Origin of the sequence: Pseudarthrobacter sp. S6 (assembly GCF_050156575.1) — a bacterium.
Lineage (GTDB): Bacteria > Actinomycetota > Actinomycetes > Actinomycetales > Micrococcaceae > Arthrobacter.
Genome location: NZ_CP189582.1, coordinates 17,070 through 40,664 on the forward strand (window position 1 = coordinate 17,070; position 23,595 = coordinate 40,664).

General features: G+C 60.4%; 26 protein-coding genes and 1 tRNA gene. 24 read left to right on the forward strand and 3 right to left on the reverse strand.

Features of this window, described 5'->3' with window-relative positions:
- Window positions 1–46: 46 nt before the first annotated feature.
- The 15 genes from ACQCS0_RS19725 to ACQCS0_RS19795 all read left to right on the forward strand — a co-directional run bounded on the left by ACQCS0_RS19725 (window position 47) and on the right by ACQCS0_RS19795 (window position 10,656).
- Window positions 47–118: transfer RNA gene (locus ACQCS0_RS19725), tRNA-Asn, on the forward strand.
- Between the two features lie 148 nt (window positions 119–266).
- Window positions 267–1,079 (forward strand): hypothetical protein, encoded by an 813-nt coding sequence (locus tag ACQCS0_RS19730; RefSeq protein WP_426940300.1) that lies wholly within the window; start codon window positions 267–269, stop codon window positions 1,077–1,079.
- Complete coding sequence (locus ACQCS0_RS19735; RefSeq protein WP_426940301.1) at window positions 1,069–2,691, forward strand: hypothetical protein; 1,623 nt, start codon at window positions 1,069–1,071, stop codon at window positions 2,689–2,691. The genes ACQCS0_RS19730 and ACQCS0_RS19735 overlap by 11 nt, the downstream gene beginning before the upstream one ends.
- Before the next feature lie 68 nt (window positions 2,692–2,759).
- Window positions 2,760–4,217 (forward strand): phage portal protein, encoded by a 1,458-nt coding sequence (locus tag ACQCS0_RS19740; protein ID WP_426940302.1) that lies wholly within the window; start codon window positions 2,760–2,762, stop codon window positions 4,215–4,217.
- The gene (locus ACQCS0_RS19745; RefSeq protein WP_426940239.1) at window positions 4,214–5,269 is read left to right on the forward strand and encodes a hypothetical protein; all 1,056 of its coding nucleotides are present in this window, start codon (window positions 4,214–4,216) and stop codon (window positions 5,267–5,269) included. Before ACQCS0_RS19740 ends, ACQCS0_RS19745 begins: the two co-directional genes overlap by 4 nt.
- Before the next feature lie 42 nt (window positions 5,270–5,311).
- Complete coding sequence (locus ACQCS0_RS19750; RefSeq protein WP_426940240.1) at window positions 5,312–5,926, forward strand: hypothetical protein; 615 nt, start codon at window positions 5,312–5,314, stop codon at window positions 5,924–5,926.
- Window positions 5,927–5,992: 66 nt separating this feature from the next.
- Entirely contained in the window at window positions 5,993–7,168 is a 1,176-nt protein-coding gene (locus ACQCS0_RS19755; protein WP_426940241.1) for an SU10 major capsid protein, read from the forward strand.
- 21 nt (window positions 7,169–7,189) lie between these two features.
- A complete protein-coding gene (locus ACQCS0_RS19760; protein WP_426940242.1) occupies window positions 7,190–7,774 on the forward strand; it encodes a hypothetical protein in 585 nt (194 codons plus the stop codon).
- 53 nt (window positions 7,775–7,827) lie between these two features.
- Window positions 7,828–8,169 carry a DUF6093 family protein gene (locus tag ACQCS0_RS19765; RefSeq protein ID WP_426940243.1) on the forward strand — a complete coding sequence of 114 codons (342 nt, stop codon included), beginning with the start codon at window positions 7,828–7,830 and terminating at the stop codon, window positions 8,167–8,169.
- A complete protein-coding gene (locus ACQCS0_RS19770) occupies window positions 8,166–8,549 on the forward strand; it encodes a hypothetical protein (RefSeq protein ID WP_426940244.1) in 384 nt (127 codons plus the stop codon). The genes ACQCS0_RS19765 and ACQCS0_RS19770 overlap by 4 nt, the downstream gene beginning before the upstream one ends.
- The gene (locus tag ACQCS0_RS19775; RefSeq protein WP_426940245.1) at window positions 8,546–8,956 is read left to right on the forward strand and encodes a hypothetical protein; all 411 of its coding nucleotides are present in this window, start codon (window positions 8,546–8,548) and stop codon (window positions 8,954–8,956) included. Before ACQCS0_RS19770 ends, ACQCS0_RS19775 begins: the two co-directional genes overlap by 4 nt.
- A gap of 20 nt (window positions 8,957–8,976) precedes the next feature.
- Window positions 8,977–9,135, forward strand: coding sequence for a hypothetical protein (locus ACQCS0_RS19780; RefSeq protein WP_426940246.1), 159 nt, complete (start codon window positions 8,977–8,979; stop codon window positions 9,133–9,135).
- On the forward strand, window positions 9,135–9,626 hold the full coding sequence (locus ACQCS0_RS19785; protein WP_426940247.1) for a hypothetical protein: 492 nt from the start codon (window positions 9,135–9,137) through the stop codon (window positions 9,624–9,626). The genes ACQCS0_RS19780 and ACQCS0_RS19785 overlap by 1 nt, the downstream gene beginning before the upstream one ends.
- A 101-nt stretch (window positions 9,627–9,727) precedes the next feature.
- Window positions 9,728–10,285 carry a hypothetical protein gene (locus ACQCS0_RS19790; RefSeq protein WP_426940248.1) on the forward strand — a complete coding sequence of 186 codons (558 nt, stop codon included), beginning with the start codon at window positions 9,728–9,730 and terminating at the stop codon, window positions 10,283–10,285.
- Between the two features lie 65 nt (window positions 10,286–10,350).
- Entirely contained in the window at window positions 10,351–10,656 is a 306-nt protein-coding gene (locus ACQCS0_RS19795; RefSeq protein ID WP_426940249.1) for a hypothetical protein, read from the forward strand.
- On the opposite strand, the gene ACQCS0_RS19800 is transcribed toward ACQCS0_RS19795, so the two are convergent.
- On the reverse strand, window positions 10,653–10,868 hold the full coding sequence (locus tag ACQCS0_RS19800; RefSeq protein ID WP_426940250.1) for a hypothetical protein: 216 nt from the start codon (window positions 10,866–10,868) through the stop codon (window positions 10,653–10,655). The two genes, ACQCS0_RS19795 and ACQCS0_RS19800, sit on opposite strands and share 4 nt — an antisense overlap.
- 46 nt (window positions 10,869–10,914) lie before the next feature.
- On the opposite strand from ACQCS0_RS19800, the gene ACQCS0_RS19805 reads away from it, so the two are divergent.
- The 9 genes from ACQCS0_RS19805 to ACQCS0_RS19845 all read left to right on the forward strand — a co-directional run bounded on the left by ACQCS0_RS19805 (window position 10,915) and on the right by ACQCS0_RS19845 (window position 21,587).
- Entirely contained in the window at window positions 10,915–13,866 is a 2,952-nt protein-coding gene (locus tag ACQCS0_RS19805) for a phage tail tape measure protein (protein ID WP_426940251.1), read from the forward strand.
- Window positions 13,863–14,729 carry a hypothetical protein gene (locus ACQCS0_RS19810; protein ID WP_426940252.1) on the forward strand — a complete coding sequence of 289 codons (867 nt, stop codon included), beginning with the start codon at window positions 13,863–13,865 and terminating at the stop codon, window positions 14,727–14,729. Before ACQCS0_RS19805 ends, ACQCS0_RS19810 begins: the two co-directional genes overlap by 4 nt.
- A gap of 334 nt (window positions 14,730–15,063) precedes the next feature.
- Window positions 15,064–16,227 carry a hypothetical protein gene (locus tag ACQCS0_RS19815; protein WP_426940253.1) on the forward strand — a complete coding sequence of 388 codons (1,164 nt, stop codon included), beginning with the start codon at window positions 15,064–15,066 and terminating at the stop codon, window positions 16,225–16,227.
- Window positions 16,227–17,165: a hypothetical protein gene (locus tag ACQCS0_RS19820; protein ID WP_426940254.1), complete on the forward strand. Its 939-nt coding sequence runs from the start codon at window positions 16,227–16,229 to the stop codon at window positions 17,163–17,165. The genes ACQCS0_RS19815 and ACQCS0_RS19820 overlap by 1 nt, the downstream gene beginning before the upstream one ends.
- 9 nt (window positions 17,166–17,174) lie before the next feature.
- On the forward strand, window positions 17,175–17,777 hold the full coding sequence (locus ACQCS0_RS19825; protein WP_426940255.1) for a hypothetical protein: 603 nt from the start codon (window positions 17,175–17,177) through the stop codon (window positions 17,775–17,777).
- 39 nt (window positions 17,778–17,816) lie between these two features.
- Window positions 17,817–18,080, forward strand: a complete 264-nt coding sequence (locus ACQCS0_RS19830; RefSeq protein WP_426940256.1) for a hypothetical protein — start codon at window positions 17,817–17,819, stop codon at window positions 18,078–18,080.
- Between the two features lie 628 nt (window positions 18,081–18,708).
- Window positions 18,709–19,563 (forward strand): hypothetical protein, encoded by an 855-nt coding sequence (locus ACQCS0_RS19835; protein ID WP_426940257.1) that lies wholly within the window; start codon window positions 18,709–18,711, stop codon window positions 19,561–19,563.
- Window positions 19,563–19,859: a hypothetical protein gene (locus ACQCS0_RS19840; RefSeq protein ID WP_426940258.1), complete on the forward strand. Its 297-nt coding sequence runs from the start codon at window positions 19,563–19,565 to the stop codon at window positions 19,857–19,859. Before ACQCS0_RS19835 ends, ACQCS0_RS19840 begins: the two co-directional genes overlap by 1 nt.
- Before the next feature lie 9 nt (window positions 19,860–19,868).
- Window positions 19,869–21,587, forward strand: a complete 1,719-nt coding sequence (locus tag ACQCS0_RS19845; RefSeq protein ID WP_426940259.1) for a hypothetical protein — start codon at window positions 19,869–19,871, stop codon at window positions 21,585–21,587.
- Here ACQCS0_RS19845 and ACQCS0_RS19850 read toward each other — a convergent pair.
- Entirely contained in the window at window positions 21,568–22,875 is a 1,308-nt protein-coding gene (locus tag ACQCS0_RS19850) for an O-antigen ligase family protein (protein ID WP_426940260.1), read from the reverse strand. The two genes, ACQCS0_RS19845 and ACQCS0_RS19850, sit on opposite strands and share 20 nt — an antisense overlap.
- Window positions 22,876–22,883: 8 nt before the next feature.
- Complete coding sequence (locus ACQCS0_RS19855) at window positions 22,884–23,129, reverse strand: hypothetical protein (protein ID WP_426940261.1); 246 nt, start codon at window positions 23,127–23,129, stop codon at window positions 22,884–22,886.
- Window positions 23,130–23,595: the final 466 nt, after the last annotated feature.

Below are 23,595 nucleotides of genomic sequence, written 5' to 3' on the forward strand. Positions count from 1 at the left end.
GCGCAGGCTTACGCGCAACGCCGCACGTCGGGAGACGCCGGCACTTTGGTTACTAGCTCAACGGCAGAGCAACGCACTGTTAATGCGTCGGTTCGTGGTTCGAATCCACGGTAGCCAGCTGAGCATTACCGGCCGCTGGTCAACATTTGATTAGGCAGCGTGAGCCGGGAAGCTCAACCCCCCTTCATGGGTGTCCGCTGTCGTGGCGTGGCATTAAACGACCAGCGTTGGACAGGCTGGCGCCCACGAAACTTCAGGGAGTGCTAATGCCTAGTCGCATCTGCTCCACCTCTGGATGCCCAGCCATTCACGACGGCCCAGGCTCACGCTGCCCCACCCACACCAAGGCCGCACGCAAGCAGCATTGGGACAACACCAAGGCGTACAACACAAAGGGCCACCGCATCAGGTTTAGGCTCGGCGTGCTAGACCGTGATGCGGACGCGCTGGGCGGAAAAACCGCGGGCGGGTTCAAAGGGTTTCAAAAGGCTCCCACAAGGCCGAGTTTCACCGCTGGTCAGCGCAATGCTGCCGGCTGCTTCTATGCCCCGCAATGGGGCGATTGGAGGCCTGTTATGGCTCGTGGTGGTCGCAGGGCGCATAGTGGTCCATTGGCTGATTTGGATGCTTTTGCTCGGGAGCGCGACTCTGCCGACTGGGTGGTTTTGCCTGATTCATGGTCACATCCGGCGCCCGAGTGGCCGCTGGATGACCCGATGGACCCGGAGACCGGCATTCCCGAATTTAGGAACGCCCGCGAGCTGGAACTATGGGCCAAGCTGTGGGCTCAGGGGCAGGCGCCGGCGTGGATCCTGGATAAGCAGGAGTTCGCCGTCGCGCTGTATGTGCGGCTGCTGGTGGTGGTTGAGACTTCGGTGTCTACGAAGTCCGCGCCATTGCTGGCTGAATTGCGCAGGCAACAGGAAATGCTTGGGCTGTCAACGGATGGCCTACTGAAAAACAAGTGGCGCTTCAAGGGCCATGAGGGGATGTCTGCCGAGATTGTGACCGAGAAGCCAACCGGCAAGCCCGCCAACGTCACGGACCTGTTCTCAGGCGTAAAGGTTCGTGGAGCATGATTACACCATCCCGAAGATCCATATGGGCCGACTGGCTACGGGATGGATTCAGGCTCATTGTGTAGTTCCTGAGGGTGATACGGCGGGCGATCCGTTTACGCCGACCGTGGATCACGCCGTCTACCTTGCGAATTACTACGAGGTCCGCCCGGCTGCGCAGGTTGGTGAGAAGAACGTTGCGTTCTCTCACCGCGTCGGGTTGTGGATGGCTGCGCAGAAGATCGGCAAGTCTCCTGGTATTGCCTCGCAGGCGGTGTTTGAGTTCGTCGGGCCCGCGCTATTCAACGGCTGGGCCGAGTCCGGGCAGACGTACCGGTGCAAGGATCATGGTTGCCCGTGTGGCTGGGTGTATGAGTATGCGACTGGTGAGCCGATGGGTAAGCCTTGGTCTACGCCGCGCATTCAGATTGCCGCCGTCGTTGAGGATCAGGTAGAGAATACCTGGGGCGCGCTTGTGCCCATGATCGACAACGGCCCGCTGGCGAACTTGCTGAAGACCGGCGAAGCGTTCATCAAGCATCCGAACAAGAATCGTGACTCGCGTATTGAGACGGTGACCTCGAAGGCTGATGGCCGTCTTGGTGCGCGTATTAGTGCTGCATTCCCGGATGAGATCGGCTTGTGGAGCGACTCGAATAAGATGAAGAAGTTCTTCCGAACTTTGGCGCGTGGTACTGCCGGTATGGGTGGGCGGATGTCTTGTTCGACTAACTGCTATGACCCCGCCGAGAACTCGCAGGCGCAGGCGTTGTTTGAGTCCAGGCAGAAGGACGTGTACAAGCATTACTTTCCGCCTGATCCGAAGCTGAATTTCAAGCTGAAGGCTGACCGCAAGAAGATTTTTGCGTTCAACTACAAGTTTTCTCCGTGGGTTGATATCCGGTCGATTGAGGCTGAGGCCGCGTCGGTAATGGAGGCTAACCCGGCTGAGGCTGAGCGTTTCTTCGGTAATCGGATTGTGGCTGGTTCGCGGTCATGGTTGCAGCCTGGTCAGTGGGAATCGCGGAAGGCTGTCACGTCAATTAGGCCGCGCACGAAGGTTTGTGCGGGTTTCGATGGTTCGGAAACGAATGACGTGACCGGGATCCGGCTGGAAACGCTGGACTTTCACCAGTTCACGCCCCGCTATTTCGATGGGGAGCGCGAAACGATCTGGGATCCGAGGGAATGGCAGGGCCGCGTCCCACGCCCAGAGATTCATAGGGCGTGGGAGGACATCAATAACCAGTTTGAGATTGTCCGCGCCTACTGTGACCCGTTCAAGTTTGAGACTGAGCTTGATGAGTGGAAGGCCGCTTATGGGGACAAGGTGTTTTTCGAGTGGCGGACTAACCGCATTTCACAGATGCATGCCTCGTTGGAGCGGATGAAGACGGACATTGTTGAGCCGGATTCGAAGTTCTCTCATGACGGTTGTGAAACCACGTCCTTTCATATGCGAAACGCGGTGGAGCGCGCACGCCAGGGGCAGACCTACATTCTCGGCAAGGCGTCCGAGCTCCAAAAGATTGACCTTGCTATGTCGTCCGTCTTGGCGCATGAGGCGGCGGCTGATGCTGTCGCGTCAGGCGCTAATAAGGCTGACGAAGACCAGTACGCATACGTTTTCTAAGAGAGGTGGGGCCGGTGCTGATACCGAATGAGCCTTTCACGCCCGTCCCCAGCCTTCGTGTCGGCGTAATGTCTCCGCAGGATGCGAAGCAGCGGGTCAACCGCATGTACCGGGTTTTGTCGTCGCGGGCTACTGAGGCGCGGGAGCTGAAGTCGTTCTATGCGGGTAAGCAGCCGCTTGCTTATGCGTCGGATGAGTGGGCTAAGCAGCATCAGGACCGCTATAAGGATTTTGCGGATAACTGGTGCGAGGTTGTTGCCAACTCGACCAGTGAGCGGATCGCGGTTCAGGGTTTCAAACTGCCGTCATCCACGCAGTCTCGGCAGTCGAAGGCTGAGAAGTTCCTGTATGACTCGTGGCTGCGCAATGAGCAGGATTCGCTGTCTGCGCAGGGGTTCCTTGAGTCGATCATTGCGCGCCGTTCTTACGCCCTTGTTTGGGGCGATCCGAATGGTGAGCCGATCATCAACTGGAAGTCCTCAGAGCAGGCGATGGTCTGGTATGACGCGGAGTCTGGGCGTAAGCGTGAGTATGGGTTTGTGGTTTGGGATGACCTGGACCGGCAGTTGGAGTTCGGCACGCTGTATACCCCGGATTGGGTGTACAAGTTCAGCCGCGGATCCGTGTACAAGGGCGATACTGGGCTGATCTTGCCCGAGTTGATCTTTGCTGGCGGTGGCGGTTGGGAGTATCGCGAGTCTGAGTCTGGGCCGAATCACTTGGGCGTCGTCCCGTTGGTGGAGTTCCAGAACCGTCCCATCCTTGGTGTTGGGCCGCTGTCTGATATTTCCGGTACGACGGCGATGCAGAACGCCATAAACCTGCTGTGGGCGTACCTGTTCAATGCGGCCGATTATGCGTCTATGCCGGCGCGTGTGGTTATGGGTCAGTCGCCGCCGAAGATCCCGATCCTTGACCCGGTGACGGGCGACAAGATTGGTGAGCGGCCGGTTGATGAGAAGGCGCTGACTCAGGGCCGCATGTTGTGGCTGACGGGTCAGAATACGACGGTTGGGCAGTGGGATGCTGCGAAGCTGGACGTGTTCACGGCTGTTATTGAGCAGGCGGTTGGGCATATCGCGGCGCAGACCCGCACTCCCCCGCATTATCTGGTTGCCAATAAGGGCATCAGTAACATTTCGGGCGATGCGCTCAAGGCTGCCGAGGTTGGGCTTGTTCGCAAGACTGACCAGGCGGTCGAGTTCTTCGAGCCGCGGGTGCGTGATTTGTTCGAGTTGATCGCGTTGCAGCTTGGCGATGACAAGATGGCCGCTGAGGCGCGTCTTGGTGTTGTGAAGTGGAAGGATCGCGAGTCGCGGTCTGAGGCTCAGGCTGCGGATGCGATGGTGAAGAACAAGACTGCCGGATATCCGTTCGAGTATCTGCTTGAGAAGCAGGGTCATTCGCCGGCTGAGATCAAGCGGATTGTGGCGATGGCTCAGGCTGAGCAGAATCAGGCGATGATGGTTGGCGTTTCGTCGCTGATCAATGCACCGATGCCACCTACTGGGGTTAGTGTCCCGTGACGGTTGAGGTTGTTGCGTCCGACTATCAGGCGCAGCAGATCCGCATAGCGGCGATCACGTCGAATCAGATCCTTGGTTTGTGGGGCCGCGTTACGGGCGCCGATATTTCGGCGTCGTGGGGGTCTGTTGCGCCGGCCGCTGCTGTGGTGTTGGCGCGGGGTCAGGTTCAGGCTGCGGCGCTGGCTGATGGCTATCTGGATTCCGTGTCTGCCGCGTTTGGTGGCGCGTCGTTCGCTAATGGTCCGGTGTATGCGGCTGGCTTTGGCGGGGCTGCGTCTGATGGGCGGAACCTTTCGGGGATGCTTGAGGCTGCGGTGGTGGCGTCTAAGAATGCGATCAGCGCGGGCGCGTCCGTCCAGTCGGCGCTTCAGTCTGGTGGCGCGGTCATGCGGGTCATGGCGACGTCGCAGGTTGCTGATGCGGGGCGCACTGCGGTCAGTGTGGCGATGTTTACCCGCGACGAGCCTGCGCCTGCTTCTGCCCAGCCTTTCAAGGGCCCGGGTGGGCGCATGTATGTCAGGGACGGCAATGGGCGGACGGTCCCGCATTTCCGGGCCCAGTCTTATGTGCGGTTTGTGAACGCCGGGGCGTGTTCCCGGTGCATCATCCTGGCTGGGAAGCGTTATGAGAAGCAGTCGCCGTTCCTTCGCCATCCACATTGCCACTGCACTCATATACCGATTGACGAGAACTTGGACGACTACCCGGCGACCGATCCGAACGCCTACTACGAAGGCTTGTCTGAAGCCGAGAAGATAAAGGCGCTTGGGAAGGCTGGCGTCAAGGCGATTGACGCGGGCGCGGACATGAATCAGGTGGTCAACGCCCGTCAAGGTATCTACCAGACGGACGATGGACGGCTTGCTACGCGCATGGGAACGACTAAGCGCGGGCTCTATGGCTCATCGCAGACGGAGTTCACGAAGACCGGAGCCAAGTCAAAGTATGGGCGCACCGTTCAGGCCCGACTGATGCCGGAAGAGATTTTCAAGATCGCACCAACCCGCGAGGACGCCCTAAGGCTACTTCGCCATTACCGATACATCATCTGATCCACGCCCGCAATGGGCACTCACAATGAGGGGTAACCTGCTATGCCTGATATTGAACCTGTACTTGACCCGGACGTTGAGCCGGATGCCGACGTTGACGCCGTAGACGCGGACGTTGACGACGCGGACCCGGATGGCGCGGAAGCGCTTGGCGATGCCGGGAAGCGCGCCCTTGAGTCGATGAAGGCGAAACTCAAGGCTGAGAAGGCCGCCCGTATCGCCGCAGAGAAGGCGCGGGATGCGCCTAAGGTGGACGCCCCGGACGTGGATAAGATCACTGCCGAGGCTGACCGCAAGGCTAACGAGCGGGCCAATCTGCGCGTCTTGAAAGCTGACCTGCGGGTCGCTGCTTCCGACGTTCTGGCCGATCCGTCCGACGCGCTCGCGTTCCTGGACCTGTCCGAGTTTGTCCCTGATTCGCAGGGCGAGTTTGACCCTGACGAGATCGCTGATGCTCTCAAAGATTTGGTGCGGCGAAAGCCCCACCTTAGTAAAGCCGCGCAAGGCGGCAAGCGGATTCCCGTGGTTCCCGCTGACCCGGCCAATAAGCCGTCTACCCCCATCTCGCTGAGCGATCAGATCGCCGCAGCGCAGCAGAAGGGTGACGTGAATACGGTCATCGCACTACAAAACAGGAAGCTGCTCGAATCGAAGTAGCTTCCTTCAATCCCCTAGGCGCTCCCTTTGCTGGGTGCGCCTTTCCTCTCTAAAGGAGTTCCGGCAATGGCTGGTATCACGGGTCTGGGCACTACCTACAATCTGCCTAACTACACTGGTGTTCTTCACCAGCTTTCCCCTACCGCTACGCCGTTTTACTCGGCTATCGGCGGGCTGTCCGGTGGCGGTCAGACGACTTCCACTGAATTTGAGTGGGAAACTGTTGACCTGCGCGCTCCGGGGCAGAATGTCGCCCTTGAAGGCGCAGCGGCACCGACCGCGCAGTCTCGCGTTCGTGCGAACGTAACCAACGTGGTGGAGATCCACCAGGAAAAGGTTGCTGTTTCGTACACCAAGCTGGCCGCTTATGGTCAGAAGAACGGTACGAACAACGACGCTTCCAACCCGATCACCAACGAGACCGACTTCCAGGTCCGCACCATGCTTACCCAGATGGTCCGCGACGTGAACTGGGGCTTCTGGAACGGCAAGTACGTCAAGCCGTCCGACAATGCCACGGCCCGTCAGACTCGTGGTCTGCTTCAGGCGATCACTACCAACCGTCAGGCCGCTACCGGCTCGCTGTCCTACACGGGCTTCACGTCCGCTACTGACACGATCACCGGCACGCACGCACTGACCGCTGGCGACAAGGTCATCTTCGATACTGTCGGCGCCGCTGCGATTGTTCCGGGCCGCGTGTACTTCGTTGCGTCCGTGTCCACTACGGTCAGCTTCAAGATCGCTGCCACCTCGGGCGGATCCGCACTGACTGTTGGCACCGGAACTGGCATCAGCTTCCGCAAGGCCACCGCAACGGCGCTCACTAAGGGTGTCGTGAACGGCCTCGCGCAGCTCGTGTACGACAACGGCGGCATCAACGACCAGCTGACCGGCGTGTTTGCCGTGAACTCGGCGCAGAAGGTTGCCCTGTCGGGTGCTTTCGGTTCGCAGTTCCAGGAGAACAGCCGCTCGGTCGGTGGCGTGAATATCTCCACCGTCATCACCGACTTTGGCGAACTGGGCATCATGTTGGATCGTGCGATCCCGCAGGACACCATCTCGCTCGTGTCGCTGGCTGAGTGCTCCCCCGTCTACCTGGAGGTTCCGGGCAAGGGTCACTTCTTCGCTGAGCCGCTGGCTAAGACCGGCTCGGCCGACGAGGTCATGCTCTACGGCGAGGTTGGACTGTCCTACGGCGCTGAGAGCTCTCATGGTGTCATCAACGGCCTTGCGGTCTAACTAGGTTCTTGGAGGTCGGCTATGCCGGTTATTTTGGTTCAGAAGCCGAGGTTCGCTGAGATAGCCGACCTCCAATACCGCTTGAATAAGACGTTCACGGCTGGGGAAACGGACTGGCTGAATGCGATCCTTGGGGACGCTACGGAGCATCTACGTTCGGTCCTTGGTTGGCAGGTTTACCCGCAGGCCACGGTCACGGTCAGGACGAAGGTGAATATCGGGGACTTTTACCGGATCCCGGTTCAGCCTGTCCAGTCAATCGGCGCTGTGCTGGTTGACGGTTCGGCGGTGACGGTCGATGACTTCGATGGCGGGATCCAGTTCAAGGATAAGGGCATTGCCGAGATTACTTTCACGGCGGGCTATGCGGTACTTCCCTCGGTCCTCACGTCATGGACGTGCGTGCTGGCGGCGCAGGCTATTGAGGCTGTGAAGAAGCTCGGCATGCTGTCCTCGGCCGGCCTGTCTTCGGTGTCGATTGATGACTTCAAGATGGCGTGGGCTGGTGGCGGTGAGGGGTCCGGGTTCGTCCTTCCTGAGCGTGTTGTGGAGCAGTTGCGCAGCGCGTATGGGTCAAGTTCCTATGTGACTGGCTCGGTCCTCTAGTGGGGTTCGCTTCAGGGTTCCTTGATGCGGGCAGGGCTTGGCATGAGGGGATCATGGACGACGCCTGTACGATCACTCGCGAGGGTGCCCGGACGCTGAATGAGACTACGGGTCAATACGAGCAGACTCCGACAACGGTTTATGTGGGTGCGTGTCGGTTGGTTGTTCAGCCGCGCCAGCCGCAGGATGTTGCCGCGGTTGGTCAGGTTGAGGTTGTGCAGAGTGCGCGCCTTGACCTGCCGATGGTGGCGTCTGCTGGCGTGCAGGACGGTGACGCTGTCCTGTTCACTGCATCCCTTGATGCCGGGCTGGTGGGCCGAAAGTATCGCCTGCGTGGTTTCGCTGGGCAGACGCACGCGACGGCCCGCCGTTTCTTTGTGGAGGCTTACGCATGAGTTTTTCCATTGAGATTACGGGCATTGAAAGCGTGATCCGGTCCATGGTTGAGATTGACCGTCACGCCGTGGCGAACATTAGCAAGGCGGTTGAGATCACGGCCCGCCATATCAAGGATGACGCGAAGAAAACCGCCAGGGAAGTCCTTGGTGGCTCGGTCAGGCATCAGGCGTCCACGTACCAGTACGAGATATACAGGCCGTCACGCGGCATTGTGGAGGCTTGGATTGGTCCGGTGAAGGGTTGGAAGCAGGCCGCTATTCCGTTGGAGTACGGCACCCCCTACACCGCGCCTAAGCCGGTCCTTGAGCCCGCGCTGACCGGGAACATTCCCGATCTCGTGAAGGGCATCAGCATGGCGACGGGTGCGGCTCTATGATCCGGGCGCACAAGCAGCAGATACTTTCCCGGCTCAGGTCTGATGCCGCACTGGCCGCTGTTGTTATTGACGGCGCGGTTGACCCGAATGCGGCACCTGTCCTACCGCCCTACGTGGTGGTGTACATGGACTCGGGGTTGCGGCAGGTTGAGCGGGAATCGTCAGAGCAGCCGACACAAGCCGACTTTAGGATTACAACACAGTGCGTCGGGGTTGATGCGGATCAGGCCGAGTTTTTCGCTGAGAAGGTCATGGCCCTACTGCTGGGCTGGCGTCCCGTTGTTGCCGGCTGGTCCCCACAGGCTGTGCAGCATCGCCGCACAGCGCCGGTTCAGACGGACAACGCCGTGTCACCACCAACCCAGTACATCAGCGACGTCCTTTCCCTGACAACGCGCAAGGCATAACCCAAAAGTAGGAGGCCGTCATGGCGATCATCCGCGTCAAAAATAACCACACGGGAGACGAGGGGGCAGTTGATGAGTCTTGGCTGACCCGCTGGCCCGAAGACTTTACCCCCATTCCTGACGAGGCGCCCGCCAAGTCTGCAAAGCCGTCCAGCGGCACCGATAAGGAGAATAAATAATGGCTCTTGAAACTGCGCCGCTTTCCGTCAACTCGGACGGCAACCTTCTGGTTTCGTTCGTACCGACCGGAAACCCACTGTCTGTCGCCAACCTGATCGCAGCCGGGACGAAGGCGATCACCTACTCCCTGACTCCGGGCGGGTTCAACCGGGCGACCACTCAGGACACTGTTTCTGACGAGCGACTGACGATGCTTCAGCTTTTGGAGCAGGCCGGCCGCGTCAAGGAAACCCTCGAAGTTGAGTACGTGTTTGGTGACGCCGGGGATGTTGCCGGCGCCGCTCTCACGAAGGACACTGCGGGCTGGATCGTGGTTCGCTATGCGATTCCGAACGCTACCGCGTGGACCATCGGTCAGAAGGTTGATGTCATCCCGATCAAGTGCGGCATCCAGGCGAAGTCGGCACCGACTGCTAATGGCGTGTTCACGAAGAAGCAGAAGCTGTTCGTGACCGGCGCCGTGCAGACTGACGCGGTCCTGATTACGTAACCCCCAAGCTCCTGTCCGCCCGTGTGTTGTGGGACCGCGGGCGGACAGGTCACCACCCCCAATCTTTCGTCCCACCACCTACCCCACTTAGGAGTTATACCGTGTCGAAGCTGCGTAAGAGCCTGGATAAGGCGTCGTTTCGTTTTGAAGATGTTGAGATTTGCTTGGATGGCGAGTTGGGTGTGCAGCGTGATGCTCTACTCAAGGAACTTGGCGCCGCGGCCAACGGTTCTTTCAAGGATGTAGCCGCAGTGCAGGCGCGCATTGATGCGCTTGAGGCGACGATGCGTGACGAGCTTGTGACGCTGCGGCTCCGGGCGCTGTCCTTTGATCGCTGGAATGGGATTATCGCGCTGCGTCCCCCGCGTGAGGGTGTGGCGCTGGATTCACGCAAGGGCTATGACATTGTTGGCGTGACGAAGGCAGCGGCCGAAGCGTCGGGCTGGGTTGTCGATGGCGACAAAACTGAGCCGATCCCCGCCGATGAATGGGCTGACCTGTGGGAGAACCTGTCCGGTGGCGACTTTGACCGGATCTGGGGCGCCGTTACCCGCCTGAATGAGACTGACGGTTGGGCTGGTGTTGGGTTCCTAAAAAAAGGTTCCACGAAGACGCCCGACTCTACCGGGACGTTAGGCTTGCCCGCGACCTCGGAGTAGCGCCGCGCAGGCTGTGGGGCTGGGAGCCGGAAACGGTTTACACCCACGACGATGACGGCAGGGTGTTGTCTTCCGCCCCCGAGCCTGAGTTCGATCAAGAGCAGTACGAGCTACTTGCGGCACTCGCTGATTATGAGGCGGATATCGGCAATCATGGGCAGCTCTTGTCCGAGGCCATCTCGCCTGACGCGGACCCCGGCAACCCGAACCGGAAGTACGGGTTCATTGCCGGGCTCGCTGGATCACCAGGGCTACCTCTCGTGGACTACGCAGCGCAGGCCCGCGATCAGGCGTCCGAAGCCTACTACAAGGCATACCCGGACGCGGACAGGGCCGGACACGTGTGGGTGGTTCGGAAGGTTGCCGGCTAGCGCCTGACGCGGCGGAAGATGCCCGTTGCGCAGAAGCTCACGCCTATAAGAATGACGAGAAACCACGCAAGTATCGCGCCTGTTTCCGGGCGCATGCTTCCAATCGCCGCCGCAGCCAATAGAAGAACCGCCCCCAAGAAAACCTGCACCGTTCCCGCCTTGTACTTGAACGGCGTTTTCGGTTCTTCGTGTACTACGTCATTTTGAGCCATGCACGCAATCATACTGCTGGTTCCCTCAATTAAATAGGAGATCCTCGTGGCTGCTGAGCATGTGATTGATGTCAAGGTCCGGGCGGATACAACCGAGCTATCCAAGGGGCTCTCGAAGGCTGAGCAGGATCTTGGCAAGGCGGGGACCGGATTCTCGAAGTATGGGACCGAGGCTGAGAAGGCATCCAAGACCACGCAGGGTTTCGTTGAGAAGAACCGGGACCACATGCAGTCGGTGGGAACCGGGGCCATGATTATGGGCGGTGCCATTCTCGCGGGCATGGGCTTGGCGGTTCACGCATACAGCGAGTTTTCCGGCCGCATGGCTCAGGTTCAGTCTCTTTCCCATGCGTCTGCGGCTGAGATGGACATACTCACCAACTCGGCATTGTCGATGGGCACGGCGTTTGGGCTGTCTGCGAACGATGTCGCTGACGCTGAGATTGAGCTGGTGAAGGCTGGAGTCTCGGTGAAAGAGATGATGGGCGGCGCACTGCCTGGCGCTCTGGCTCTTGCTGCGGCTGGTCAGATTGACGTGGGCAAGGCTACTGAGATTGCAACTATCGCACTGACCCAGTTCAACCTCAAGGGCAAGGACGTGCCGCACGTCGCTGACCTTCTGGCCGCGGGTGCTGACAAGGCGCTCGGTGGCGTCTCTGAGCTTGGCGACGGGCTGAAGCAGGGTGGCCTGATCGCATCCCAGTTCGGGCTCACGATTGATGACACGGTCGGTACGCTTTCGGCATTCGCTAACGCTGGCATTTTGGGTTCCGACGCCGGCACGTCCATGAAGACCATGTTCCTAGCCTTGGCGTCACCGTCGAAGGCTGCGCAGAAGGCTTTGGACGAGTACAACATCAGCGCGTATGACGCGAAGGGTAACTTCAAGGGCGTTACCAACCTCGCTGGGCAGTTGCATGACAAGCTCGGGCCGCTCTCGGATGCGCAGCGTAACGCCGCACTGTCTACGATCTTTGGTACGGATGCTATGCGTTCCGCCGCCGTCCTTATGAAGGAAGGCTCGACCGGGATCCGCAAGTGGATTTCTGACGTGAATGATCAGGGGTTCGCGGCCACGCAGGCCGCGGGCAAGATGGATTCACTCAATGGCGACTTCAAGAAATTGCAGGCGTCCTTTGAAACCGGAATGATCAAAATGGGGTCCACCGCTGACGGCGCACTGCGCCCGCTAGTACAGGGCATCACGGATGTGATTACCGGGTTTAGCAACCTTGACCCGGCTGCGCAGCGGAGCATTATGACGATTGCCGGGCTGTCGGGCGGCACGTTGCTTTTGGGTGGCGCCCTCTTGACGACCATCCCGAAAATCTACGACACCGTGAAGGCTATCCAGGCGCTAAAGGCTGCCTCCCCTAATGCTATGGCCGCCATCGAATCCCTTGGCAAGGTGGCGCTCCCTGCCGCTGCCGCACTCGTAGGCTTGTTGATCGTCAAGAAAATTGGCGAAGATATGCTGCCCGCGTCGAAGTCAACGCAGGAAATGACGAACTCCCTCCTTGAGTTGGGCAAGGGCAAGAAGACTGTTGACGAGGCGTTCGGCAAGGACGTGTTCTCTAGGGCAAACAATGGCCTGTTCGGCATCAAGGGTATGACGGAGCAGATCGATACTGCCGGTTCCGCGATTGCCCGCCTGAATGACTTGTCATTCTCGGATAACGTCAACGATTTCATGAATGGCTTTATCAACCTCGGCGGCAAGCTGCCCGAGCTGCGCAAGTCCCTTGAGGGTATCGACTCGGCAATGTCAAACCTCGCTTCCAGTGGTAGCGCCGACATGGCTGCCAAGGGGTTCAAGCAGATTGCGGATGAGGCCAAGAAGCAGGGCGTGACTTTCGAGACCACGGCCAAGTCCTTCCCTCAGTACATGGCAAGCCTGCAAAAGCTCGCCAATGACATGAAGGTTCCGCTGGACCAGCAGGAGCTCCTGAACTGGGCTCTTGGTGAAGTCCCGCAGAAGATGCTTGATGCGAAGAACTCTACCGAGGGTCAGGCGAAGATGGCGGAGATTGCCGCCAAGGCAACCGAGGCGCAGCAGAAGGCCCTTGATGATCTTGGCATCGCCGCTGACGGTGCGATTCTTCACCTGGACAAGCTGGTGGCGTCGATGATCGCATCGGGGCTGATAACCCTATCCGCGAAGGACGCAGCACGAGCCTTTGAGAAATCGCTCGACGACCTCGATGAGTCACTGAAGAAGAACGGCACAACGCTGGACATCACAACGCAGAAGGGCCGCGATAACGAGGCCGCGTTTGACGGGATTGCCGGGGCTGGGCTGCGATCGGCAGAGGCGATGGCGAAGGCTGGCGCGACTCAGCCGGAAGTGCAGAAGCAACTTCAGGGCACATATGACGCACTGATCCGCGCCGCGGGGAAGTTTGGCATCACTGGCGACGAAGCGGACACGATGGCGCGGAAGGTCATGGGCATCCCCAAGGATGTCCCGATCAACACGGCAATCCAGAACTACGCCGACACGATGGCAAAGGCTCAGCAGATCAAGACCGCTATCGACGGCATCAAGGGCAAGTCCGTGGATGTCGTTATCAACCACATCAACAACCAGGTGAAGGGCGGCGGCTACGCGGACGACCCATCAATGACGGCACTGACTCCGGGCCGTGCGTCTGGTGGCGACTTGGACATGGCTCGCGGCCCTAAGGGTGTTGACTCGCAGCTATTCATGGGCGCTAGGGGTGAGCATGTTCTGTCTGATTCTGACGTGGACGCGATGGGCGGTCAGGATGCGGTCTACGCCTTCCGTAAGCAACTCCATAACGGCGGCGTGCGTCCCATGTACGGGGCATCAGCACCGGCTGCGGTAACTATGAGCAGTGGCGGCGGTAGCACTCCACAGCAGGCGCCGCCGATTTATGTTCAGAATCCATTCACTGGCGAGTATCTGTTGGCGCAGGTTGATGGGCGCGTGAGCTCGGGTATGAACAACGTTGCAACTATGGCAGGGGGTAGGCGATGACGGTTGTTGTTGCGTCCAGCGGCACAGTTCAGTTGCAGTTGGAGACACTGGTTGATCCGGCACCCGCGGCACTTCCGCCGCGGGTGCGGGTGACTGTGACGGGTGTGGCGTCGTCTACGGCGTTCACGCTGACCCGGTTGTGTGAGGGCGAGTCTTGGACGGTTCCAGGGTATGCGCCGAAGACGTTCACGGATTCGGACGTGAGTATCGATTGGGCGGCGCCGTTGAACAGGCCGGTCCTGTATACGCTTTCCACGGCGGCGGGTGCGCTGGTGTCGGCAACAATTACGCTGACGAGCTCCACGGCGATCATTCAAGATCCGATCCAGCCAGACAAGTTCTTGGAGGTCTACACGTCGGGCGTGAATCCTGGCGCGCTGACAATGGCAGGTGATGCGCTCAAGACGGCTGATTATTCGGCGCCGTCTACCCGGATCCAGGTAATGGGCTCAAGGTATCCGGTGGCGATTGGTGGGCAGGTTGCTGCGGCGTCGAAGGTGTCTACGTCGGTTGCTTCGGATGATGCTGTTACGGCGTCGAAGTTCCGTGATTTGCGGGCTGGTACTCCGATTCTGTTGCTGCGGACGACGGCGGACATGGTGCCACTCCCGGCACTCAGCTACTTGCTGGCGGATGTGCAGGAGCAGCCGGTGAATGTCCATATTGGCGGTTCACTCACCCATTGGTCCGTAACGGGCGACCTTATCGCGGCGGTGAAACAGGCGGCTATCAGCGGCTACGTCACGTATGACCAAGTCCAGCAGCTACTCGCGGGTGTCACCTATGACGCGGTGCAGGCGAAGTACAGCGGCCTGACGTATCTGGATGTGCAGAAGGACCCGCTGATCTACCAGACGCTCTAGGCGGTCGTTGCGTGGTGGGCGGCGTGCTTCTTTAGGAACTCGCCGTCTACCATCGCGCCGCATTCGATGCAGACGCCATGCGTCCCGAAGCCGCGCTTGCCTCCGGGTAGGTACCCCTTGCCGTAATCCTCAAAGTCGGGGCCTTCCGTGGATCGCGTCAGAGTCGGGCCTGGCGCGGTCTTTGCGGGCCAGCCACCAACTATCTTTCTATCCGATGGTTTGGGCGTAAGCCACTCAGGGAACACGTATTTAGCCATATCCGATTATCTCATTTTGCCCGTTCGATTAATAGGCGCTCCCTGTGGGCGCTTTTTTGTTGCCCAAAGGAGGCGCCGTGCGGGTTCTCCCGGCTGGTTTGTTGGATGCGTTATCGGGTTCGGTTCAGGATGCGCGGCTTGTCTGCCATGCGTGGTATGACGGCGTGCTTGTCAAGAAGGATCTGCCGATTGAGAAGTGGTCCCTGTCTTGGGATGGCTCGGATACGGCGGTTGTTCAGGGCAAGGCGAACCTGACCGTCGTGGATGATACGGGCGAGTTGGCGCCGTGGGGCTGGGATGAGCCACTGTCTGCGGCGGGCTCGAAGCTGCAAGCGGTGTTCAGGTGCGCCGGGACTGACACTAACTTGGGCTGGTGGACGGTCACCCAGAACCAGCCTAACGAGATGTGGCGGATTGCCGGGGCTAACCTGCAATGGGTGTCCGGTGGCGCGTCGATCCCGGTTGATTATGAGGAACTGACGCGACTTGCTGCTGACTACAGGTTCTGGGCTCCTGAAGCTCCCCCGGCTGGTGCGACGGTTGTTTCTGAGGTTCGCCGGCTGATGGCTGAGATTTGCGCGGTGACTGTCGCGGCTGGTGTCGCGGATAAGCCGGTGCCCGCGTCGATGGTCTACAAGGACAATCACGGCGCGCACGTCCTAGACCTCGTACGCAGCATCGGTGCTTGGGTGCGCATGGCCGGGGACGGGTCGATGGAGATTTATTCACAAGAGCGCACGGCCCCGGTATGGACGATTCAGGGCGGGTCTGGCGGGGCGCTCGTCAAGGTGGCTAGGACGCAGCGCCGCACGGACATTCTAAACGGTGTCGCGTCCACGTCGAATGATCCGGCGCTAGAGATTCGGAAGCTCGCCACGGTTGCTTCCGGGCCGCTGCGGTATGGCGGTCCTGCCGGCTGGCTCATTCAGGAACACACGGCACTGGCGAATACGTCGGATGGTGTTCAGGCTGACGCGCAAACGTACCTGGATAACAAAACCTACGCCAAGACGCTGAAGCTCGACGTTACCTGTTTGCCTAACCCTGGGATTCAGATCGGGGATTGGGTTCGTGTCGCGCAGCCTGTCATCGGCGGCAAGGCGTTCCCGCTCGACGGGATCGTGACCGCAATGACTCTCTCTGGGGGAACGGCTGGCGTGGACGCAATGAGCCTGACCGTGGAGGTCTCCGCTACGGACGCCGCAACCGTTGGGCTGTACGTGAGAAAGCAGGCCGCATAGTGAGTCTCGTTGACATGCTGGGCGCGTCTGCTGGCGAGTTTGAAGTATCTGGCGGGTTCGCTGACGTGTACCCCAACATCAGGCACCGCGGCTTGGTGCAGCCCGCGACATGGCTGTGCGACTATGCGGCGCCGGGTGAGTCGATCATCGTTGGCACTATCGGCAAGCCTGACGCACCGGCACAGATGCTAGTCCTTGGCAGGGTTGGCGCTCCAGGCCCTACCGAGGCGACAGTGACGGCCGCACCGGGCGGGTCTGACACGATCACCGTCACGGCTGCTGGCGTGGACTACACGGCCACCTTCCTAACGTCCTACGCGCCGACTGTCAGTGACCGGGTGCGGCTGTTCTGGCAGGGCGGATCCGGGACCGTACTGGGCAAGGTAGGTATCACGCCCACCACCGCACCGGCCCCGCCATCGACGGCACCACCACCGCCCGCGTCATCCTCAGGGACACTCCCCGTCGCGGCTATCGATTCGGCCACCTACTCCGGTTCGCTCTACGGCTGGAACGCATACTACGGCAATAGCGTCTATCAGGGCGACGGCTCCACATGGGGCGCACCGTCCGCTAACTCTGGCGCATGGTTCTACGGGAACGGCGCGGGCCAGTTGGCCGGCGCGACCGTGACGGGTGTTCAGTTCCGAATCCCGGCCCGCCGCTCCGGTGGCGCGTCCGGTAGCGCGGCAACCGTTCACCTGTGGCTGCACACTAACCCGTCCCGCCCAGGTGGCGACGTAAGCCGCACAACCGGCCCAATCGACGTGAGTATCCCAGCAGGGTACGGCGGCGGCTGGGTGGACCTCCCAGCGGGCTGGGGCGCGGCACTCATCACAGGCGGCGGAATCGGCATTACCGGATCCCCATACATGGGGCTCGTGGGCCGTGACGCCGATCCGGCATCCGGGCAAATAAACCTTACTTGGCAACGATAGGAGCCCGCTATGGCTGGTCAGACAACTTGGAATAAGGCAACCGTCCCAGCAGGTACAGACCCCTGGAATGGCGTACCTGACTGGAAGAAGGCCATAGAGACTTCGGGACTGGTCTTCGGTGTCGCCAACGTGACGGAACGCAACGGCCTCGCTGCCACGGCACCGGGCGGCGTGCTGCCCGTTCCCACGATGGTTTACCGGGCAGACCTCGCAACCTACGAGACGTGGGATGGGACCGTCTGGAACACGCAGCAAAAATACTCCAACTTCATCACCACGGACACGAACTGGATCTACGGCGGCGGGCTCGTCAAGACCATCACGTCGGGCAAAACGTTCATCCAACTAACCGGCATCATGTTTCGCCAGGCTGGTGGCGCTGTGACGGTCAACGTTGGTACTGACGTTTCGATGGGCGTCTACATTCCTTCTGGATGGCGTCCCACCGTCCCGATTAGCTCACTCGCTCCCGTCACGACAGGCACCGTGCATAACGGCGAGCCAATCGTCACCGTGGACACGACGGGCGCGCTGATCCTGCACGCCACAGTCTCTACTGTCGCCATCGCATCCGGCGCGCACCTGTCATTCAACACCGGCTGGTACCTGTGAGCCGCCCTGTAGAGGCATACCCGCGGGAGGACTGAACGTGTGGAAGCAGAAGCAGCGGGCATCGTGTCCTCCTGGCTCGCTCAGCTCGGGATCTTCGGTCTCGGCCTCGCCGTCATCGGCGGGTTCGTGTGGTTGTGGATGCGCGAATCCCGCGCCGTCAGGGCTGACACGGAAACGATCATTGCCCGGAAAGATCGGGAAATTGTGGACCTCACTAAGAGGCTGGCTGATTCCGAAGCCAAGGAACGGAAAACCTACGACGAGCTTATGGCTTGCCGATACCCCGAGATGGGCGGTAACTAGTGGTGCATGATTCAGCGACACGAAGGAAACGCAACCTATACGCGGCGCTGACCGGGATGTTGACGGCCGCGTTACTGATCGCCGTTTTTCTGTGGGGTACGGCGGCGGCGCAACGTTCCGAGGTTGCCTCATCAAACGCGGCAACCCTCGCAGAGCAGGTCAAGCAGGCGTGCGCCACGGACCAACTGACAGGCAATGACCGGAACCTCTGCGAGAAGGCCGCAGCTGTGGCCGCATCCCCGGAGAAGCTCGTGCCCGGCCCGCCTGGACCCCAAGGCGCGGACGGCAAGCAGGGCCAGCCGGGACCGCAGGGTGCTGCTGGAGCTAAGGGCGACATTGGGGCGGCGGGCGCTTCTGGATCCAGCGGCGCTACCGGCGCCAACGGGCTGGATAGTAGCGTACCCGGCCCGCCCGGACCGGTAGGACCGCAGGGTGAGTCTGGATCTGCGGGCGCGACTGGTGCTACCGGCGCGCAGGGTCCAGCGGGCAATGACGGCCAGGATGGCGCGGCGGGACAGTCGCCATCATCATTCACGTTCACAGACAAGACCGGCACCGCATACACATGCACGCCTAACCCGCCCGGGTCATCCACATATACCTGCGCTTCAGATGGAGGGCCGCTGCCATGAGTTACATCCTGGTTGACACACCAAACCCATACACTGCGCAGGGTGTATTCCCGCGCCGTGGTGGCGCGAACCTTTCCGGCACCTGTATTGTCCACACGTCCGAAGGCAACTGGGCCGCTGGCGTGGACTCCCTGACCCGGCTAGTACAGACCCGCTCAGACTACGGCTGCTACCACCGCGCCTGCGACTGGCAGGACATTGCCCTGTACTACCCGTGGGAGTGGGAGGCGTGGCAGGACTCCGAAACGAATAACTGGGCTGTCGGTATCGCAGCAGCCTGCCGGACTTCTGACTGGGCGATAATGCCGGCGGATGTCCGCGAAGGTTACTACCGGAACATGGCCCGGATGGCCGCGGACTTCGTGACCTACATGGCATCTAAGGGTGTCGCGGTTCCACTCCGGCGACTGTCCGGGGCTGAAGCACGAGCCCGCGTTCCCGGCTTTGCGGCTCACGGCGATTCCGGCGTGGCCCGATCCGATCCCGGCGCTGATTTCAACTGGGCGCTTTTCTTCAACTACACCGCCCAAGCACTCGGCGGCCTGCAATTCAGCAGCGAATCAATCACACCCCTGGAGGACGACATGCCCTGGAATGACGCATTTGATAAGGACGTTCGCGGTTCGCTGCAAAACATCACCAACGAAGTCCGCGGCCTGTCTGACCTGAACATCGACTTGCGCGGCGATCTGGCGAACAAGGGCAGGCAGCTCGCCGCATTGACCGCCGCAACTAACCAGCTCGCCACACTGCTGGCCGAGAAGCAGGGATTGGACGTGGAGGCTGTACGTGCCGCCGTGTCGTCGGCTATCGCGGCTGGCCTGACGATCACAGTTGAGGCGGGCAAGTAATGGGCGACCACTCCGCAGAGTCAACACAGGCCGCATACCCGAACCGGGCCGCGCTCCGAACAGCAGTGCAGACCTTCTTCCCCGCCGTGATTGGCCTGTTAGGTATCCTCCCGCTGGTGTTGCAGGCGATCCTTGACGGGTTCGGCAGGCATCTTCCCCCGGACATTTATGGGCTGCTCGCTGGTGCTGTCGTGGTTATCACGGCGGCGTCGGCAACCATTGCCCGCGTGGCTGCTATTCCCGGTGTGATCGCGTGGACGCGCGACTACCTCCCCTTCCTCGCCCCGGACAAATAGGAGCCAGCTATGGTGAATTACACCTACTCGAAACTTCCCACGATCAACTTCAACACCACGCCCGCGAGTATTGCCCGGTCTGCTACGGGCTCGGTCTATGCGATTGGTGACACGACTTACACGACCCCGCTGAACATGACGCTGGTTGTGGGCGGGTCTGTGGTTACGTCGATCAGCTCGGACGCTAACGGACTGCTCCCGGACTTCACGCTGCTGGACCGGACGAGCTGCGTATGGAAGCAGGCGGGCGTATCGTTCGCAACCGTCCTGACGACCTCGGATCCAGTACCGGGACCAGCCGGCGCCACGGGTGGAACAGGTGCCACGGGCGCGCAGGGTGTACCCGGCGACGTGTCCACCTGGAAGCCAACAACCTTCTACCCGCTCAACACCCCCGTCACCAACCCGTCCGGCGATCTCGTCAAAGTCACCACCGCGCACACCAGCACGGGCAGCTATGACGCGGCGAAGTTCGAAGCAACCGGAGCCGCAGCCACCAAACTGACCGGCGTCGTCCCTGACGCGAACCTCCGGCCAGACCTCACCGTAGCGGCACTTTCTGCCACTTATGCGAAGCGTCGGGAAATCAATGTCGCGGACTACGGTGCAGTAGGCGACTGGAACGGCTCAACAGGCACGGACAACCTGGCTCCATTCAATGCCGCTGTGGCTGCTGCGGTCGCTTCCGGTGCGCCCTCGAAGATTGTCATTGGTCCAGGCGATTATCGGCTGTCCAACAACTGGCTTCTCGACGGCGAAAATATCGCCGTTGAGTGTGACCCCTCCACGGTTATCCGCACAACTGCGGCCACAACAACAGGCGCAGCCGTGACATTCATGGGCAACGGCGTTCTGAGCCCCAACAACGTATCCACACCCCAACGGAACAGCTTCCGATGGAGGGGCGGCAAGATCGTCGCCAGCGGTTCCGGCACTGCCGACAACGCGCTGGGCGTCGTTCGCGTTAAAAACTGCCATATCTCAGACGTTACGTTAGACGCTGACCGCAAGGGCCTCACGGCCCAGTATGGCATCGATAACATCGCCTGGGAGCGGATCGTCGTAACCAGGGCGGGCGTTGACGGTATCGCCATCGAAACCGCCTGCCACCGTATCGCGCTCCGTGACGTGCAAGTCATCTCAGCCACCGGCATTGGCGTCAACATCACGTCTGGTGACGCTGGGGCACGCAATAGCGACGTGCTGCTGGATGGCGTAGTTGTCAATGCTTCGGCCACGGGTATAAGCCTTGGTCTGACCGATAGGGCCACCCTCCGCAGGGTTCGGAGTGTGGCCGCCGGGACGCAGGATTTCAACGTCTCTGAGGTCACGGACCTTAGCGTCTCCGGAGACTGTAGCTTCACCATCGTGACCACCGGAGCCAACGTCACCTACAAGAAGCCCCGCAAGGTCACCATCCCCCTGCTTGCCTCATGGGTTGCTTTCGGCGCACCGCACGACGCGCCCAGCGCGTACCGCACGTCTGACGGCATGATCATCCTGGACGGGGCCATGAAGTCCGGCACCATCTCAGCGTCCACCAAGTTCGGCACGCTGCCGGTTGGGCACCGCCCCGCCAACCGTGTCCGGTTCCTGGCGCAAAATGCGGGCGGCGCCGACCATACGGCGGACATCTACGTTGAGCCAAACGGAGAAATGTTCTTCGGTCAGGCAGTGGCGTCCTCGACCATTGTCAGTCTGTCGGGTGTCATCTTCCCGGCAGTGTGACATTATCCCCGGCCTGCTCTGCCATGTTGCGGTAGGCCGGGGATAGATCCACGGCCGGGGCTAGTTCTGGCTTCGTGCTGAGCGCTACGCGGGCTGGTTCGATGAGGATCAGCAGGAGCGTGAGTGTCCCGATGTCGAGGTCTTCCACCAGCGCGTGAATCGCCAGCGCGAGGAACAGCAGAGCGCCGGTCCAGTCCCTCGCCTTCCATGCCCGGCTCAGGCGGGTCATGAGGAAGCAAAGGAATAGCACTACGGCAATGAGCCCGCCGCGCACAAGTAGGCTCATATAGGTGCTTTCACTTCCAGCGCCGCGCCCGATCTCTTCCAGGAAGGGCTTCACCCCGTTACCGGCGATGAACACCAGCGGGCCAGATTCAGACGCGGCCGAGAAGCCCTCGTCGTAGGACAGGAACCTGGCACCAGAGGAACCCGGACGAAGCGAGTCCTGCTCCAAGATGTACGACTGCCAAGGGCTCAGAGTGAACATGAACACCGCCCCTATAATCACTGTCACGGTTGCCAGCAGGCCACCACTATCAATAACACTCAAGATCCGGTACAACGCATAGGCGGCCACGATTAGGACAAGAATGGCGATGGACACGCGGGAGTATGAGAAGTAAAGGCTCGCGGCATTCAGCGCAACCGCAGCTAGCCATGTCAGATTAGACATGCCTGCGGCCCGCAGCTTCCTCCCGCCAATGAGTAGCAGAATAAGGACGAGACAGGCGTAGCCACCGGACCATGCTGCTGTGGCCATCATCCCCGCGCTTCGTACAATGCCGCCGCCGAAGTAGTCCACGTAGGCGAGATTCGACGTCGCCCACGTGCCAATGCCTGATGAGTCTCCAATGACAGGTGAGGCCAGTAGATTGAACTTGCTCAGTGGGGAAGGGTGCAGTGTCACGGCGGCCGAGGTAAGCAGGCCCTGAATGGAGCCGATGAAGATCAGCCCCCGGATGAAGTAGTTGTTCTGCTCAGGAGTGAGCTTTCGAAGCGCATGGAACAGGATGCCCGCGCAAATCCACACCAGCGCCCCATAGGCCGCGCCAGGGACTCGACTAAACTGCACCACCCCGGCAGCCATGGAGGCGGCCAGCGTGACCAAGAGCCAAAGGCCGAGCGCGATCAGGATCGTAGTCTCAGATGCGGCCTTGAGTTTAGTTTTGGATTTCATCGCCTGGTATATCGGCGTGACGATCCACCACAGGAAGCCGAGTCCGGCTGCCCAGAAGAACACGAACGATGTGGCGATGCGTGACGCACGCTTACCTTGAAACGGCTGCATGCGTGCCACTAAACGTCAGACAGGGCATTGAGGTGCCTCACCCTGGCCCGGACTTGTACCATCCAGCAGGCCCACAGTGCGTAACCTACCGCGCCGACGGCCGCGGTTAGAAAAGCGTTACCGACAAGGAACCCGACGAGCGCGAGCGGAACAAGGGCCATGACCACGAGCCACATGCAGTACCGGTACCACTGATCCTTCTGCGACATTGCCAGAAGATCGAGGGCAACTTTAGTGACGAGGGTATTCAGCATGAGCCCGATTCTACCCGGCACATAAATACCGGCTTTGTCCTACCTGCAAAAGTTACGCCCCTCTCAGTCTCATGGCTGAGAGGGGCGCTTCTTTTGTGCCCTCATTTACTCGTCGTTTAGTCGTTGTTTGAAGAGTGGCGGATGCTGGCGTGACGTGACGCGTAGTGGTGGAGCGGGTAGGAAAACCGCTAGATTCCGGGGTTCTTGAGTGGGGAATGGGGCATGATAGTGGTGACTCGTGGAGGATGCAAGACTTGCGCTACTTGGGTTCAATGGGTTCCGGGGTCGCTGCTGAATGACCCTCGGTTACGCTTTTTGGGGATAGGCTACAGCGACGGCTCAAGTTGGCCTATTTGCGACACTTCCCAGACAAGCAAAAATCCCCTAGAACCGTTGAGTTCTAGGGGATTTTCTTTGGTAGCGGTGGGGAGGCTCGATCTCCCGACCTCACGATTATGAGTCGTGC

What these genes read in the sequence shown, in the direction of transcription:
- ACQCS0_RS19730 (WP_426940300.1), top strand. Translation starts at nt 267, where the DNA reads ATGCCTAGTCGCATCTGCTCCACCTCTGGATGCCCAGCCATTCACGAC.
- ACQCS0_RS19740 (WP_426940302.1), top strand. Translation starts at nt 2,760, where the DNA reads ATGTCTCCGCAGGATGCGAAGCAGCGGGTCAACCGCATGTACCGGGTT.
- ACQCS0_RS19750 (WP_426940240.1), top strand. Translation starts at nt 5,312, where the DNA reads ATGCCTGATATTGAACCTGTACTTGACCCGGACGTTGAGCCGGATGCC.
- ACQCS0_RS19755 (WP_426940241.1), top strand. Translation starts at nt 5,993, where the DNA reads ATGGCTGGTATCACGGGTCTGGGCACTACCTACAATCTGCCTAACTAC.
- ACQCS0_RS19760 (WP_426940242.1), top strand. Translation starts at nt 7,190, where the DNA reads ATGCCGGTTATTTTGGTTCAGAAGCCGAGGTTCGCTGAGATAGCCGAC.
- ACQCS0_RS19765 (WP_426940243.1), top strand. Translation starts at nt 7,828, where the DNA reads ATGGACGACGCCTGTACGATCACTCGCGAGGGTGCCCGGACGCTGAAT.
- ACQCS0_RS19770 (WP_426940244.1), top strand. Translation starts at nt 8,166, where the DNA reads ATGAGTTTTTCCATTGAGATTACGGGCATTGAAAGCGTGATCCGGTCC.
- ACQCS0_RS19775 (WP_426940245.1), top strand. Translation starts at nt 8,546, where the DNA reads ATGATCCGGGCGCACAAGCAGCAGATACTTTCCCGGCTCAGGTCTGAT.
- ACQCS0_RS19780 (WP_426940246.1), top strand. Translation starts at nt 8,977, where the DNA reads ATGGCGATCATCCGCGTCAAAAATAACCACACGGGAGACGAGGGGGCA.
- ACQCS0_RS19785 (WP_426940247.1), top strand. Translation starts at nt 9,135, where the DNA reads ATGGCTCTTGAAACTGCGCCGCTTTCCGTCAACTCGGACGGCAACCTT.
- ACQCS0_RS19800 (WP_426940250.1), bottom strand. Translation starts at nt 10,868, where the DNA reads ATGGCTCAAAATGACGTAGTACACGAAGAACCGAAAACGCCGTTCAAG.
- ACQCS0_RS19810 (WP_426940252.1), top strand. Translation starts at nt 13,863, where the DNA reads ATGACGGTTGTTGTTGCGTCCAGCGGCACAGTTCAGTTGCAGTTGGAG.
- ACQCS0_RS19825 (WP_426940255.1), top strand. Translation starts at nt 17,175, where the DNA reads ATGGCTGGTCAGACAACTTGGAATAAGGCAACCGTCCCAGCAGGTACA.
- ACQCS0_RS19835 (WP_426940257.1), top strand. Translation starts at nt 18,709, where the DNA reads ATGAGTTACATCCTGGTTGACACACCAAACCCATACACTGCGCAGGGT.
- ACQCS0_RS19840 (WP_426940258.1), top strand. Translation starts at nt 19,563, where the DNA reads ATGGGCGACCACTCCGCAGAGTCAACACAGGCCGCATACCCGAACCGG.
- ACQCS0_RS19845 (WP_426940259.1), top strand. Translation starts at nt 19,869, where the DNA reads ATGGTGAATTACACCTACTCGAAACTTCCCACGATCAACTTCAACACC.
- ACQCS0_RS19850 (WP_426940260.1), bottom strand. Translation starts at nt 22,875, where the DNA reads ATGCAGCCGTTTCAAGGTAAGCGTGCGTCACGCATCGCCACATCGTTC.
- ACQCS0_RS19855 (WP_426940261.1), bottom strand. Translation starts at nt 23,129, where the DNA reads ATGCTGAATACCCTCGTCACTAAAGTTGCCCTCGATCTTCTGGCAATG.